Source organism: Paenarthrobacter sp. TRD_SC_7 (assembly GCF_056156245.1).
On sequence record NZ_CM149587.1, the window covers coordinates 1,575,136 to 1,590,586 of the forward strand.

Below are 15,451 nucleotides of genomic sequence, written 5' to 3' on the forward strand. Positions count from 1 at the left end.
GGAACAAGGCCTTCAGGAGAGAATCACAATGAATACAACCCTACGCAAGTGCCTCATCGGCACATGCTTTGCCGGGGGCATGATTGTCCTCAGCGCGACTGCGGCAAACGCCGCGGACACCACCAGCGGGAAGGATGGACTCCTTTCCGGAACACAGGTGGCAGCGCCTGCATCAGCGCCGATCAGCGTCGGCGGAACATCACTTGGACTGTTGGGGGATTCAGCAGCTACGACGTCCGCGCCGGGAGCTGCTGCAGGTTCGGGTGCAGCTGGTTCGGGCACAGCACCGGCTGCCAGCACCAACGGCTCAAACAGCATCGGCTCCGGGACACAGGTTGTCGCCCCGGTTACGGTGCCCATAAACCTGGGCTCGTCGTCAGTGGGTCTGCTGGGGGGCTCCACTGCGACGAGCTCAGCCACACCTGCCGCTCCAGCAGCGGCAACAAGTTCGACGCCGGCATCCAGCACCAGCGGCTCTGACGGTATCGCCTCGGGAACCCAAGTGGTGGCACCGGTGACGGTGCCCATCACGGTGGGTTCGACGTCGGCCGGTGTGCTTGGTGACTCAACTGCTTCATCAGCAGCAACAGCTCCTGCTCCGGCCCAAACGCCGGCTCAGGCAACAACGTCGGGGGGAGAGAGTATCGCGTCCGGCGCTCAGGTAGTGGCTCCGATTGCGGTCCCTGTTAACGTCGGAGCCACTGCTGTGGGTCTTGGCGGGGAGTCTGCCGCCACGAACACTGGCACCTCCGGCGGAACTGCTCCGACGGGAACCACGCCTGGCAGCACCACTTCGGGTTCCGATGGTGTTGGTTCGGGAACTCAGGTAGTTGCTCCGATCACCGCTCCGGTGAACCTGGGTTCGACCTCCGCTGGATTGCTGGGTGACTCTTCCGCCACGGACACTGGCACCTCCGGCGGAACTGCTCCGACTACGTCGGGTGCTTCCACTTCGGGTTCCGATGGTGTTGGTTCGGGAACTCAGGTAGTTGCTCCGATCACCGCTCCCATAACCGTTGGTTCGACGTCGGCTGGTTTGCTGGGTGACTCTTCCGCCACGAACACTGGCACCTCCGGGGGAACTGCTCCGACGGGAACCACGCCTGGCAGCACCACTTCGGGTTCGGATGGTGTTGGTTCGGGAACTCAGGTGGTTGCTCCGATCACCGCTCCGGTGAACCTGGGTTCGACGTCGGCTGGTTTGCTGGGTGACTCTTCCGCCACGAACACTGGCACCTCCGGCGGAACTGCTCCGACGGGAACCACGCCTGGCAGCACCACTTCGGGTAACCACGGACTTCTCTCCGGCACTCAGCTGATTATCCCGGTTACGGCCCCCGTGACGGTTGGCTCCACTTCGGTAGGCATTGGTGGCGGCTCCGTCGGTACCGTGACGCCGCCCGTCGTGAACCCGCCGGTTGTCACTCCTCCGGTCGTGAACCCGCCGGTTATTGCTCCTCCGGTCGTGAACCCGCCGGTTATTGCTCCTCCGGTCGTGAACCCGCCGGTTGTCACTCCTCCGGTCGTGAACCCGCCCGTTATCAACCCGCCGACAATCAACCCGCCTGCCGGTGGTGGCCTTAACGCCGGTGGCGAAACCAACACCAACGTTCCGGTGACAGGCTCAACCAGCACGGGCGTCGGCGCCCAAGCAAGCACAGTTGTCGGCACCCGAGCCGGCACAGCGGGCGGCACCCAAGCCGGCACCGTTGCAACCGCTGGTAGCACCCAGGGTGCATTGACCGCGGCACTCTCCACCGCCGTCGGAAGCGCCAACACTTTGGCTATGACGGGACTGAACGGAACCTGGGTTCTCTGGGCAGGCGCCATGCTCCTGACGGGGTTTGTGCTCGCAGCAGCAGGTCGCCGGAAGGCAGTAGCTAACCGCCGCTAGGCAAGGGAAGTAATCTCACTTCGCATGTAGTTGTTGCGGCTCCGACTTCCCGGAGCCGCAACAACCGCGCGCCGCGCGGTAACAGGCACGCACTGGCATGGGTGAACCCGCAGCAGTTCTAGGATGAAAGGGATGACCACCACCCAAGCAGACAAAAACTTCAGCCTTCGCAGCGTCGCGCTACCGGCCTTCGGGCCAGCTGTGCTGTTCTGTCTCGGTGAGGGGGCTGTCCTACCAGTTATTGCGCTCTCGGCGCGCGACCTCGGCGCGTCGGTGGCGGTATCGGCATTGATCGTGACGCTGATCGGGTTGGGCTCCTGGTTCTTCAATATTCCGGCGTCGATCATCACCGAGAAGTTCGGCGAACGGTGGTCGATCGTCGGAGCCGGCGCAGTGGGTGCGATTGCCCTCGGCGCGGCAGCGTTCGCCCCGCAAATGGAACATGGACTCTGGCTGTTGGCCGCCTCCATGACCTTGGTGGGCATGTCGGCCAGCGTCTTCAACCTCGCGCGGCAAAAGTTTCTCACCGAGGCTGTCCCTGTCATGTTCCGCGCCCGAGCCCTCTCGACCTTGGGCGGCGTCACCAGGATCGGCCTCTTCATCGGGCCATTCGTGGGCGCTGGCGTGATGCAGTTCGCCGGGATCAGCGGCGCGTACTGGGTGGGCTTCGGTGGCATGATGGCTGCCGCTGCGTTGTCGCTCACCATCCCGGATCTGGTCGCCCCGAAAGCGGCCGACGGCGGTCCTCGACCTCCGGCGTCCAGCTTGCGGAGCGTAGCGGTTTCCCATGCCGGGGTGTTCCTGACGGTGGGGTTCGGCATCCTCCTGTTGAGTGCCTTGCGGGCATCACGACAGGTGGTGATCCCGCTGTGGGCGGACCATCTGGGACTCGATGCCACACATGCGTCCTTGATCTTCGGCTTGTCCGGAGCGATCGACATGCTGGTGTTCTACCCTGCCGGGAAACTCATGGACAGGAAGGGGCGGCAATGGGTGGCCATCCCGTCGACGTTGATCATGGGAACTGCGTTGATCTTGGTTCCCTTCACTGCCGGGTTCGTCCCGCTCCTCTTGGTCGCCTTGCTGATCGGGTTCGGCAATGGCATTAGCTCAGGGCTCGTCATGACGCTTGGCGCTGACTTCTCGCCGGACAACGGGCGGAGCCATTTCCTGGGTATTTGGCGATTCATGGCCGATTCGGGCGGCACCGGGGGACCTGTGCTGTTGTCCGGGCTGACGGCTGCAATCTCGTTGTCGGCGGGCGTCTGGGCCACAGGTGTACTGGGCTTTGCAGCGGCAGCGGTGTTCGCCGTCGCAATTCCTCGACTGAAGCACCGTCGTAACTACTAGCCGTTTAGGGCGCCCTTCCAGGCCCCAATCTCGCGACAGTAATCGCGGGTCTGAAACCCGAATAGGTTGAGCTGCAATCCAGCTTCTGAGAAATTCCCAGGAAATTCGCAGGAAACTAAAAACTGTGGCTAAACTCATGCTGGCCGCACTATCGCGGCCATTTTTTTCGCGCTCTTGGGGGCGTACGAGCAGAGGGCGCTGTCTATGCAGAACCGACGGAGAGCCAGCGTGCGCTCTCAAGTATTCCTTGTGGGCGTTATCGCGATGGTCGGAGCCGGCTTGCCAGCCCTTCCCGCCGCGGCAGTTGACGTTCCCACGCCGCCAATGCCCAGCGCAGCAGCCGGGCCTACACTTGCCCCGGCAGCCGCTGTGGTTCCGACGGACCAGTTCATTGTTAAGTTCAAGGATCGTGCCGGCATCCAGTCCGCTGATCGACAGTCCTCGCTCGACCGGGTGGCAAGCTCTGTAGGCGTAGCAGTGGAGGGCGTGCGCGCCACAGCTTCTGGTGAAGTGGTAAAGACGAAAAGAAAGCTGGGCGCTGACGAGGCCGGCGAGCTGGTTGCAGCCCTGGCTGCGGACCCCAACGTGGAGTACGTCGAGCCGGACGTCATCATGCGGGTTCAGGACGTCAGGCCCAACGACACATATTTTGGCATCCAGTGGAACTTGGGAACGACCTACGCTGGGGGCATTCACACACCAACGGCCTGGGATATCAACCAGGGTCAGGGCAGCGTGGTTGCTGTCATTGACAGCGGAATTCTTAGCCATACGGACCTCAACGCCAACGTCCTCCCGGGTTATGACATGATCAGCGACCCCGCCGTCTCCCGGGACGGGAATGGCAGGGACTCGAACCCTCGAGATGAAGGCGACGCTACAACAGCTGGACAGTGCGTGGCCGGGGAGCCTGCCGAACGGTCTTCCTGGCACGGAACGCACGTTGCAGGCATCGTTGCCGCCATAGCTGGAAATGGAAAAGGCGTCGCCGGCGTGGCTCCCAAAGCCAAAGTGGTGCCCGTACGCACCATAGGCACATGCGGTGGATACCTCTCCGACATTGCTGAAGGCATCGCTTGGGCAGCGGGAGGGACAGTGGAGGGAATTCCGGATAATGAGAATCCGGCCCGAGTTATCAACGTCAGCATTGGTGCCCCAGGCACGTGCCCCAGGGCTTTCCAGAATGCAGTGGACTTCGCCGCCGAACTAGGAGCCTCCGTAGTGGTGTCGGCAGGCAACGAGAACGTGGATGCCTCGCGGGTGAGTCCAGCCAACTGTCGCGGCGTCATTGCAGTAGGCGCCAGCACCAAGGCGAACGGTAAGGCGTATTACTCAAACTTTGGCACGGCCGTGGACCTCACGGCACCCGGAGGCGACATGAGCGTCGATCCGTTTGACGGGATCGTGTCCACCCTCAATAACGGCACTGACCGCGCTACCACCGAGGATTACTATCTCAAAGCCGGAACATCCATGGCAGCTCCCCACGTTGCAGGTGTGGCCGCAATGATGTTGTCGGTACTGCCGGCATTGACGCCGTCGGATGTGGAACAGAAGTTGAAGGACACGGCCGGGCCGCTTACTTGTGTCGGCTGTGGTCAAGGACTTGTCAACGCGACCCAGGCGCTGCGGGACATCCAGACGGAAGCCGCCCCCATCGTCGCTGGCAAACCGTTCATCTACGGCGAGCTGTCAGTAGGACACCCGATCTGGGGAGAGCCCGGAACCTGGGGTGTCGCAGCCTTGAGTAATTGGGAACTCCAGTGGCATCGCAATGGTGTCGCGATTCCCGAAGCAACCGGCTACGAGTACTGGCTGCAGCCGGAAGATCTGGGTGCGGCGCTCACTTTCACGGTCAAGGCCAGCAAGAGGTTTGTCCCCGCAGTCTCGGCCACGTCGGCCCCGACTGCCGCTATCAAGCCTGGGACCTTGTCCTCAAGCATTCCCTTGATCACGGGCTCGGCCTACGTTGGGAATGTGCTGACGGTGGATCCAGGAAACTGGGGACCAGAGCCAGTAGCGCTGTCACATCAGTGGTACAGGGCAGGAACGATCATTGAGGGAGCCACGGGGACCAGCTATTCAGTAGTAGATGCTGATGCCGCCAAGTCTTTGACCGTGCGGGTTACGGGAGCAAAGCAGGGCTACAGCGACTCGATCAAAACGAGTGATCCTACGCAACTGGTGGTTACGGCAGACAAAGCTGTGACCCCGGCTTCAGTCGTCTTCACTGAAGCTCCCAACGTAGCGGATGACAAGTACACGATTCCGCAGTCCACCGGCACCGAGTACCAGGTAGGAGGGGTGTCCGTCCCTGCTGGAACCTACCCCGCAAGGGGACAGACGAGGGTAACAGCCAAGATCAAGGACGGCTACGTGTTGGCCAACGGTGCCAGCACAGAGTGGGCGGCTTACTTCAGCTTCAAGGGCGCGGCATTTACAGCTCCCGCGGTATCGCCCTTCAAAGATGTGCTGACCAAGCAGCAGTTCTACAAGGAAATGGCGTGGATGGCTGACCGCAAAATATCCACGGGGTGGGTTGAGGCGGACAAGTCCGTCACGTACCGTCCTCTGGCACCGATCAATCGTGACGCGATGGCGGCCTTTCTCTACCGGATGGCTGGTTCACCGGCTTACACACCTCCGGCCAAGTCACCTTTCAAGGACGTGACATCCACCCAGCAGTTCTATAAGGAAATGGCTTGGCTGGCTCAGACCGGTATCTCCTCGGGATGGACGGAGCCCGATGGTTCGCGGCTATACAAACCCCTGACACCGATTAACCGTGACGCTATGGCTGCCTTCCTGTACCGGCTGGCAAACCAGCCCGATTACAGCGCTCCCTCCGTGTCCCCATTCCAGGACGTCCAGACCTACCAGCTGTTTTACAAAGAGATGGCGTGGATGTCCGAAATGAAGATTTCCTCTGGGTGGACGGACGCTTACGGTGGCCGCACCTATCAGCCATTGTCACCTATCAGCCGTGACGCCATGGCAGCCTTCCTTTACCGGATGCCGTAGCGTCGCTAAAAGCAATAAACAACCGGGGCCGGTTGCAGACTTTCTGCAGCCGGCCCTCGGCGTTGCCGCACCTGGCAGGCACGACTCACAGGGAATTCGCAGGAAACTCAACTCTCTGGCTAAACTCGATCTGGCTGCTCATCGCGGCCATTTTTCAGCGCTCTTTGGGGGGCGTTTTGAGTAAAGGGCGACTGTACATGCGTAACCAGCGGAAAGCCGTGGTTAGTTCTCGTTTAATCCTTCTGAGCGTTGTAGCCATGGTGGGCGCAGCTCTGCCTGCCTTGCCTGCATCAGCCAACGACGCCGCCCCGCCACTTCCCGGCGCGGCACCCTTGCCGGTGACTACGGACCTCGCAGCGGTCCCCACGGACCAGTTCATTGTGAAGTTCAAGGAACGGGTTGGGATCCAGTCCGTCGATCGCCAAGATGTTTTGAGCGACGCGGCCAGCGCTGTGGGATCGCCCGTTGAGAGCGTTCGAACCACCGCCGCCGGCGAAAACGTGGTCAAAACTGACAAGAAGCTTGGGGCTGAAGAAGCCACCGAGCTGGTGGCTGCCCTCTCCGCGGACCCCAGCGTGGAATACGCCGAGCCGGACACCATCATGCAGCCGCTGGCACTCGCTCCCAACGACACTTACTTCAACATGCAGTGGGGCCTGGGAACCGGTGCCGGGGGCATCAACGTCCTGGGTGCTTGGGACGTCAACCAGGGTCAAGGAAGCACCGTTGCCGTCATCGACACCGGCATCCTTGACCACAGCGATCTGAACGCCAACGTCCTGCCGGGCTACGACATGATCAACGATCTTGAGACTGCCCGTGATGGCGACGGTCGTGACGCCAATGCCCGCGACGAAGGCGATATCACTTACAACGGACAGTGCGCCGCCGGAAGACCAGGCGTCCAGTCTTCATGGCACGGAACCCACGTGGCCGGCATCATTGCGGCCGTTGCGGACAATGGCAAAGGTATGGCCGGCGTTGCCCCTAAGGCCAAGATCGTGCCGATCCGAGCCATCGGGACGTGCGGGGGTTACAGCTCCGACATCGCGGATGGCATCAGGTGGGCAGCAGGCGGCACCGTGTCCGGAGTCCCTGCCAATGCCAACCCTGCCCGGGTCATCAACCTCAGCATCGGTGGGCGTGCGTCCTGCTCCAGCACTTACCAGAATGCCCTGAACTTCGCCCGGAACCAGGGGGCTACCGTGGTGGTCGCGGCGGGTAACGAGAACATCGACGCGTCCCTGGTTAGCCCGGCGAACTGCAGCAATGTCATCACGGTAGGTGCAAGCACCCGGGACAGCAGCAAGGCGTACTACTCCAACTTCGGCGCAAACGTTGACCTCACCGCTCCCGGCGGGGACATGACCAAGGCCCCGCTGGACGGCATCGTCTCAACCCTCAACCGTGGTGTGGATACTGCCACCGCTGAGGACTACTACCTCAAGTCCGGTACTTCCATGGCAGCCCCGCACGTAGCTGCCGTTGCGGCCATGATGGTGGCCGAACTCCCGGCTTTGACCCCTGACGAAGTTGAGCAGCGACTCAAAGCCAATGCCCGTTCCATGGCTGGTTGCACCGGTGGATGCGGGGCCGGCCTTATGGACGCCAACGCCACCGTCAAGCAGGTTGCAGCGGACGCGGCTCCCATTGTTGCCGGGACGCCGACCATTGTTGGAGAAGCGGCTGTAGGTCAATCGTTGGTTGCCGAACATGGGACGTGGACCAATGTGGAATCGGCCGAGTGGACATATCAGTGGAACCGGTGGGGTATCGCCATTCCAGGGGCCATTACGCAGGGCTACACCGCACAGGAATCCGATTTCGGCGCTGCGCTCTCGGTTACAGTGACCGCGGCCAGAAAGTACGTCCCCGCCGTTTCGGCAACGTCCGAGGCAACCCAGCAAGTAGGGCAGGGGACCCTGACAGGGAGCGTCCCGACCATCATCGGCTCCGCTTACGTTGGAAGCACCCTCACCATTGACCCGGGTACATGGGAACCTGCTCCCGTCGAATTGCGATACACATGGACGCGAAATGACCCGGGCACCACAGGACATCACCTATCGAGTCTTGCCACCTACACCGTGACAAGCGAGGACGTAGGCAAGACAATCTCGGCAGACGTGCTCGGAGTCAAGGACCTCTACGGGCTGTCCAAGATGTTCAGTAAGCCGACACCCGCAGTGGTTCCCGCGGACAAAGCAGTCGCCCCGGAGCCGGTGGTCTTCACGGAGGCCCCCTATATGGCGGATGACAAGTACACCGTCCCGGAGTCCGAGTCCGTTGATTACCAGATTGACGGTAAAACGGTGAACGCCGGCACCTACACTGCCCGCGGGCAGGTCAAGGTTGCTGCGATGCCCAAGGACGGATGGGCACTGCTCAACGGTGCCGCATCCGAGTGGAAGGCCTACTTCAGCAGCAAGGGACCGGACTTCACTGCGCCTGCGGCTTCGCCGTTCAAGGACGTCATCACCAGCCAGCAGTTCTACAAGGAGATGTCCTGGTTGGCTGACCGGAAGATCTCCACGGGGTGGGTTGAGGCGGATAAGTCCGTCACCTACCGGCCCGTGACGCCCATCAACCGTGACGCAATGGCGGCATTCCTGTACCGCATGGCCGGTTCGCCGGACTACGCACCTCCTGCGCAGTCCCCCTTCAAGGACGTTGCAACCACGCAGCAGTTCTACAAGGAGATGTCATGGTTGGCAGAAACCGGCATTTCGTCCGGATGGACCGAGAACGGTTCGCGTTTCTACAAACCGCTGACTCCAATCAACCGCGACGCCATGGCCGCCTTCCTGTATAGGTTGGCGAACAAGCCCGACTACGAAGCACCGGCCTCTGCACCCTTTAAGGATCTGGACTCTGGCCAGCTGTTCTATAAGGAGATGGTCTGGATGAGCGTTGCGGGGATCTCCTCTGGCTGGCAGATGGGGGAGAACAACTACTGGTACAAGCCCTTGGAACCCATCAACCGCGACGCCATGGCAGCATTCCTCTACCGCATGCCATAGCTGTCCGTTTGGGGTCGCTGTTTCCTGACCTCTCTTGGCTGTTCAAGAGAGCCTCTGAAACCTAAAGAAGTTGGATTGCTGCGGTATCCATCTCCAAGAGGGTCAAGCCGCCTCGCCCCAAACGGTGGAAGACTCACAGCGATTTCGCAGGAAAGTCCAAACTGTGGCTAAACTCATGCTGGCCGCACTCTCGCGGCCATTTTTCCGCGCTCATGGGGCGTTTGAGTAGAGGGCGCTGTTTTATGCAGATCCGACGGAGAGCCAGTGTGCGCTCTCAAGTAATTTTTGCTGGCATTATTGCGATGGTTGGAGCCGCTCTCCCGGCGCTTCCGGCCGTGGCCGATGACACTCCGGCGCCAATGCCCAGCGCGGCACCGCGTGCGATGTCCACTGTTTCCGAGGAAATTCCGACTGACCAGTTCATCGTGAAGTTCAAGGAACGGGACGGCATCCAATCCGCCGACCGGAAGTCGTCGTTCGGCCGGGCGGCCAGTGCCGTGGGAGTGCCTGTACAAGCTGTACGCACTATGGCCACGGGCGAAGAGGTGGTAAGGACTGACCGGAAACTCGCCCTTGCGGAAGCCAGCGAGCTCGTTTCCACCCTGGCGGCTGACCCGAGCGTTGAGTACGCCGAGCCGGACTCCATCATGCGGCCGTTTGCGGCCTCGCCTAATGACACCTATTACAACCTTCAGTGGGCGCACGGCACAGGTAACGGTGGCATGGGCGTACTTGGTGCCTGGGATGTAAGCCAAGGTGAAGGGAGTGTGGTTGCGGTTATTGACAGCGGCATCCTGAGCCACAGCGACCTGAACGCGAACGTCCTTCCCGGCTACGACATGATCAGCGAGCCGGAAACCGCCCGCGACGGCAACGGCCGTGACTCAAACCCGCGTGATGAAGGCGACGGGACGTACTACGGGCAGTGCGGCGTCGGCTCGCCTTCCGAAGCCTCCTCGTGGCACGGAACGCATGTAGCGGGGATCATTGGTGCGGTTGCCGGGAATGGCAAGGGCGTTGCGGGCGTAGCACCCAAGGCGAAGATCCTTCCAGTTCGAGCCTTGGGTATCTGCGGCGGCTACATTTCAGACATCGCCGACGCGATCGTCTGGGCCGCCGGTGGAACTGTTGCCGGAGTCCCGGCAAACGCCAATCCCGCACGCGTTATCAACCTCAGCCTCGGCGGCCGCGGAGTTTGCCCGGCCTCGTACCAGAACGCAACAGATTTTGCCCGCGGCAAGGGTGCTTCCGTAGTAGTCGCTGCGGGCAACGAGAACATTGACGCATCGCAGGTCAGGCCCGCGAACTGCAAGAACGTCTTGGTGGTTGGAGCGACGAAGAAGGACGGCAACCCTGCCTACTATTCCAACTTCGGTGTGAATGTGGATGTTGCTGCTCCGGGTGGCGACATGAGGTTCTCCGGGGCCGACGGCATCGTGTCAACGCTGAACGCTGGTTTGGACATAGCCACGACGGAGGACTACTACCTCAAAGAAGGCACCTCCATGGCTGCCCCGCATGTAGCTGCGGTGGCCGCAATGATGTACTCCAAGCTGCCCGCGCTGACACCCGCCGACATCGAGTACCGAATGAAGGAGACAGCCCGGCCGGTCTACGAATGTAACTGTGGGGCAGGTTTAGTGGACGCCGACAACGCCCTCAAAATGCTCGCTGCAGATGTAGCACCCATTACTCCAGGAACGCCCACCATTTTTGGTGAAACTAAGGTCGGGTGGATGCTGACAGCCAATCCGGGAAACTGGACCCCCGGCCAGATAGCCAACAGCTACCAATGGCTGCGCAACGGGGATCCCATTCCCTATCAAATGCTTGACAAGTACATCCTTGCTCCCGAAGACGCAGGCGCAGCCATCTCGGTGAGGGTAACCGGACAAAAGACGTATGCCTCGAGCGTATCGGCAACCTCAGCCCCCACAGCTCCCATAACCCCTGCGGACATCTACTCCGTCGCCCCGAAGATCACCGGCCCAGCCTACGTTGGCAGTGTCTTGAAAGCAGACGTGCAGCCCTGGGGGCCGGCTCCGGTAGCCCTTGGATACGAATGGAAGCGCAACGGTGTTGCGATTGACGGAGCTACAGGTTCCGAATACAGCGTCAAGGGAACCGATATCGGCGCGACGATCACCGTGACAGTGACGGGCACCAAGCTTGGCTACGCGACGGAGTCCCTGACAAGCGAGCCGACTGCTGCAGTTCTGCCGGCTGACAAGGCTGTAACCCCCGGGGCAGTTGAGTTCCTGGACGCCCCCCACACCGACCAGGACACCTACACCATCCCTGAAACGGAGGGTGTTGAGTATCGCGTCGCAGGTGGGGTAGTTACAGCGGGGACGCATCCGGCCACGGGTCGGATAACGGTCACGGCAGCAGCCAAAGACGGTTACGCCCTCAAAGCTGGTTCAACGGCGGAATGGACGGAACGTTTCAGCGCCAAGGGCCCGGACTTCGTGCCTCCCGCCGTATCGCCTTTCAAGGATGTGCTGACAACTCAGCAGTTCTACCGGGAAATGGCATGGATGGCTGACGCAGGAATCTCCAAGGGTTGGGTTGAAGCGGACAAGTCCGTCACTTATCGGCCGCTGACACCGATCAACCGCGATGCGATGGCAGCCTTCCTCTACCGCATCGCCGGTTCCCCGAATTACACTGCACCGGCCAAGTCCCCGTTCAAGGACGTATCCACCACCCAGCAGTTCTACAAAGAGATGGCCTGGTTGGCGGAAAAGGGAATCTCCTCGGGCTGGACCGAAAGCGATGGGTCCAAAACCTACAGACCCTTGACCCCGATCAACCGCGATGCCATGGCGGCATTCCTTTACCGCTTGGCTGATAAGCCGGACTTCCAGGAGCCCGATACGTCACCATTCCAGGATGTGCTCACCACGCAGCAGTTCTACAAGGAAATGGCCTGGATGCTGGAAATGGAAATTTCCACAGGTTGGCTGGAAGCTAATGGCTCGCGTAGCTACAAGCCGCTCTCGCCAATCAACCGCGACGCCATGGCAGCATTCCTCTACCGCATGCCATAGCTGTCCGTTTGGGGCCGCTGCATCTGACCCTTATTGAACCAACAACGGCCGCAGAACAACCCCACAAGGTTGTTCTGCGGCCGTCCGGCCTTTAAAGAAGGTCAGGAAGCCACTGACCCCGATGAAACAGCCCGAGGGGTCTTCCACACCCGGTCGGGAACCTTACCGGACACCAGTGCTACGGCGATTACCAGCAGCACCAACCCCCACGTCGCATTTACAACGTCCAGCGCCGACCTCATCACCACGTACGGCGGGATGATGGCCAGGACAGTTCCGGCAGCGATGCGCCACATAGCAGGCCGGACCGCACCGGGCGCCAGCGCAGTGCTGGCGAGTTCCAGCCGGACCAGCGGGGTTGAGACCAAGAGCACCAGTGCCCACGCAGCCACATAAAACAGCGGCCGGCTGAGCCACCACTCGGTGCTGGCGGGCTCGGGGAACGGCAGGCGAAGGACCAGCGCGAGCCCGAACATGGCGATGATCAGCGGCAGGTGCCACAGGTAGATGGTCATTGCCCGGCTCCCCACCACGAACATCACCTTCTGCACCCAGCCGATGTGGACGCATCGCTGCAGCACCGGATACGCGGCTTTTACCAAGAGAATATGCGCCAGTCCCACTAGGATCAGCGGGAACATGGGCGGATTCTGGCTGGTCAGCATGTCCATGGGATACGGTCCAGCATGCGTGAGCGGAACCATCGCGGCGTAGCAGCTGGCGGCGGCAAGAACGAGCTTCCACTTGGCGACGCGGTCAAAGAACCCGTCGGCGTAGAAGAACCCCAGCTGCTGCAGAAGGCCCCATACGAAAACCATGTTCAGCAGGCCGATCGGGTTTGAGTCGAACCCCCAGGGGTTTCGCTCCAAACCCAAACGAAGAACATCAACGACGACGGCGCCCGCAGCCAGCGCTGCGATGGTCCGGTAGGGCGCCGCCTCGTGAAACCGGGCCATCGTAGGAACCATGGCCTGGCAGATCAGGTACGCGGCCAGGAACCACAGCTGCACGCCGGCGCCCGCAGCGATAACGGCGAGCAGATCAGCGGGGACACCAGCCGCCGTCGCGCTCCACAGCGCAATAGCGAGGAAGATGTACAACGCAACTGTGGGCCGGACCAGTCGCAGCACCCGGTTCCTGAGGTAGTCGCCGGCGTCTCCACCCTTGCGTTGCAGGCTGCGCCACGATGTCAGCGACGCGAAGCCGCCCACCACGAAAAAGAGCGGCATGACCTGGCCGAACCACGTCCCTTGGGCAAACCAGCTCAGGGATGTCAGAGGATTGCCCACGCCGATGCCGGACTCGTCCACGCTGATCCCCATCATGAGCAAGTGGACGGCAACCACGGCAAACATGCACGCGACGCGGATGAAGTCGACCACCACATCGCGGGAAGCGGGAACGGCGACACCTGGGGCCTTGCTTCGGCGCGAGGCGGACCTGAGGGTGGATGACATGGAGGCTCCTGAGGCTAAACAGCATTTATCCATCGATTGGACTAACAGTAGCGCATGCAGAACGGACGGTCGAAGTAATCCTCAGAAAAGTTGCTGCGTCCGGGTCAGGATCGGCATGGCGGGCGTAGCCTTGGAAAAGACCTCGATACCCGAGTCTCCGGCGCATATGGCGCATTCCATGAATCCACCCCACCAATGAAGGGCAGTGCTGATAGTTGTGCACATCAAAGAATTCTGGGACCAGCTTTCTCCGGACACGCAGCAATGGCTCATTGACAACCCGGGAACCATGATTGTGCCGCGGACAGTCACCGCGATCATCAATGGGGAAACGGGGGAGAATGATGGCGTTGATGGGCACGGTGGCACGCACCTCACGGACGAGGATCGGCACTTCATTCACGAGCAGGCCCGGGGGCGCGGGGCTGCATCTGCGGAAGAGCCGAAGTTCTTCGACTCGGTTGGTCCGGAGGACTAAGCTCTCGCACCTTCTCACTCTTTGGCGCCGATTGCCCCTATAGCAGCTGGTGCGCGGGGCGCGTAACGGAGCGCCGCCGTCGTGTGCGTGGTGCGCGTACGGGTGCGCCGCGCACCGAGAAAGCGCGCTAGTTCTTGCGCGCCGCCAGGCCGAAGAGCCACGTGCCGCCAAGGGCTGAGAGGTAGCCGGCGATCACAATGAAGGCAGTGCCGGCCCAGAAGTAGTCGATGGTGCTGTCTGTGCTGAGGCCGGGCACCTGCAGTAATGAGTAGGCCGCCACGAAGCCGGCGATCACAAGCGCCGCAACAGTGAGCCAGACCCACAGGCGCGAGGCGGCCCAGTGCTCGCCGTACCCCTTCCAGACGTTCCAGCTGTTGCCTGTGCGGAGGATGAGCCAGCCTGCCGGGAGCATGACGGCTGCCACCACCAGGAAGGCGGCCACGACGTCGGCCGGGCGATGCCACTGGTTGATAAGAGTGGAGACGCCCGTGGCTACCGCGAAGGTGCTGCCAAGGAAGCCTGCCAGGGGCCGCCAGCGGGGCGAAACCATCAGGAAAACGGCGGCGGCAGCGGAGGCGGCAAGTGTGGTGTGCCCGGAGGGGAGTGAGTTCAGTTCCAGTGTCTGGACGCCGCGGTCGGGCCTGTCCGGGATGAGGAGCTTGAGGATCTGGGTGGCAGCGTTGGCGGCGATGCACGCTGCTACAGCGATTCCGGCAGCAGTCCAGCGGCGGCGTGCGACGGTCACGAAGAGCACCATGATCGCGGCAATAGCCAGCGAGAGCATGGGAAGCATGTCCAGGAAGTCGGTGGAGGCCCTGCCGGCTGTTCCGCCCAGCACGGTGGCTTCAACTAGTGCGGACTCGTCGATGAACTGGCCTGCCGTGGTGCGCACAAAGAAGTAGTACGTGGCAGCCAAGCCCACGGCGCTGGCAATCGTGGCGAGGCAGAACAGAAAGCCTGTGCCGGCGCCTGCGTCGCGTCCTTTAAGCGGCCGTTTGCTCGACCTCCCGCTGGTGCGGAATTGCTGGGAACTCATTCTGACTAGACTGCCACAGTTCTCTGGGTGGCTCGTGTGAGTCCCCTTGAGCGTGGCGGGCCGAAGTGAGGCCTCTGCAACATTCCTGTGACGCTTGACACGTGTTAGGCGTGAGGTTTAGGCTTCCTAACACGTGTTAGGGAAG

The 15,451-nt window shown here is 61.6% G+C and carries 8 protein-coding genes; 6 read left to right on the plus strand and 2 right to left on the minus strand.

Annotated features, from left to right (window positions below):
• The first annotated feature begins 28 nt into the window (after window positions 1-28).
• The 5 genes from AC0J5Z_RS07710 to AC0J5Z_RS07730 all read left to right on the plus strand — a co-directional run bounded on the left by AC0J5Z_RS07710 (window position 29) and on the right by AC0J5Z_RS07730 (window position 12,335).
• Window positions 29-1,894: a cell wall anchor protein gene (locus AC0J5Z_RS07710; protein WP_475038550.1), complete on the plus strand. Its 1,866-nt coding sequence runs from the start codon at window positions 29-31 to the stop codon at window positions 1,892-1,894.
• A 132-nt stretch (window positions 1,895-2,026) separates the two neighbouring features.
• A complete protein-coding gene (locus AC0J5Z_RS07715; protein ID WP_475038551.1) occupies window positions 2,027-3,244 on the plus strand; it encodes an MFS transporter in 1,218 nt (405 codons plus the stop codon).
• Between the two features lie 204 nt (window positions 3,245-3,448).
• On the plus strand, window positions 3,449-6,265 hold the full coding sequence (locus AC0J5Z_RS07720; RefSeq protein ID WP_475038552.1) for a S8 family serine peptidase: 2,817 nt from the start codon (window positions 3,449-3,451) through the stop codon (window positions 6,263-6,265).
• 257 nt (window positions 6,266-6,522) lie between these two features.
• Window positions 6,523-9,285, plus strand: coding sequence for a S8 family serine peptidase (locus tag AC0J5Z_RS07725; RefSeq protein WP_475038553.1), 2,763 nt, complete (start codon window positions 6,523-6,525; stop codon window positions 9,283-9,285).
• A 302-nt stretch (window positions 9,286-9,587) separates the two neighbouring features.
• On the plus strand, window positions 9,588-12,335 hold the full coding sequence (locus AC0J5Z_RS07730) for a S8 family serine peptidase (protein ID WP_475038554.1): 2,748 nt from the start codon (window positions 9,588-9,590) through the stop codon (window positions 12,333-12,335).
• 101 nt (window positions 12,336-12,436) lie between these two features.
• On the opposite strand, the gene AC0J5Z_RS07735 is transcribed toward AC0J5Z_RS07730, so the two are convergent.
• Window positions 12,437-13,792 (minus strand): acyltransferase family protein, encoded by a 1,356-nt coding sequence (locus tag AC0J5Z_RS07735; RefSeq protein ID WP_475038555.1) that lies wholly within the window; start codon window positions 13,790-13,792, stop codon window positions 12,437-12,439.
• A 205-nt stretch (window positions 13,793-13,997) separates the two neighbouring features.
• Here AC0J5Z_RS07735 and AC0J5Z_RS07740 point away from each other — a divergent pair, with 205 nt between their 5' ends.
• Window positions 13,998-14,270, plus strand: a complete 273-nt coding sequence (locus AC0J5Z_RS07740; RefSeq protein ID WP_475038556.1) for a hypothetical protein — start codon at window positions 13,998-14,000, stop codon at window positions 14,268-14,270.
• 127 nt (window positions 14,271-14,397) lie between these two features.
• On the opposite strand, the gene AC0J5Z_RS07745 is transcribed toward AC0J5Z_RS07740, so the two are convergent.
• A complete protein-coding gene (locus AC0J5Z_RS07745) occupies window positions 14,398-15,306 on the minus strand; it encodes a phosphatase PAP2 family protein (RefSeq protein WP_475038557.1) in 909 nt (302 codons plus the stop codon).
• Between the last annotated feature and the right edge of the window lie 145 nt (window positions 15,307-15,451).

Bases quoted from the DNA above. Each gene is read 5' to 3' on its own strand.
- AC0J5Z_RS07710 (WP_475038550.1), top strand. From the start codon at position 29: ATGAATACAACCCTACGCAAGTGCCTCATCGGCACATGCTTTGCCGGG.
- AC0J5Z_RS07715 (WP_475038551.1), top strand. From the start codon at position 2,027: ATGACCACCACCCAAGCAGACAAAAACTTCAGCCTTCGCAGCGTCGCG.
- AC0J5Z_RS07720 (WP_475038552.1), top strand. From the start codon at position 3,449: ATGCAGAACCGACGGAGAGCCAGCGTGCGCTCTCAAGTATTCCTTGTG.
- AC0J5Z_RS07725 (WP_475038553.1), top strand. From the start codon at position 6,523: ATGGTGGGCGCAGCTCTGCCTGCCTTGCCTGCATCAGCCAACGACGCC.
- AC0J5Z_RS07730 (WP_475038554.1), top strand. From the start codon at position 9,588: ATGGTTGGAGCCGCTCTCCCGGCGCTTCCGGCCGTGGCCGATGACACT.
- AC0J5Z_RS07735 (WP_475038555.1), bottom strand. From the start codon at position 13,792: ATGTCATCCACCCTCAGGTCCGCCTCGCGCCGAAGCAAGGCCCCAGGT.
- AC0J5Z_RS07745 (WP_475038557.1), bottom strand. From the start codon at position 15,306: ATGAGTTCCCAGCAATTCCGCACCAGCGGGAGGTCGAGCAAACGGCCG.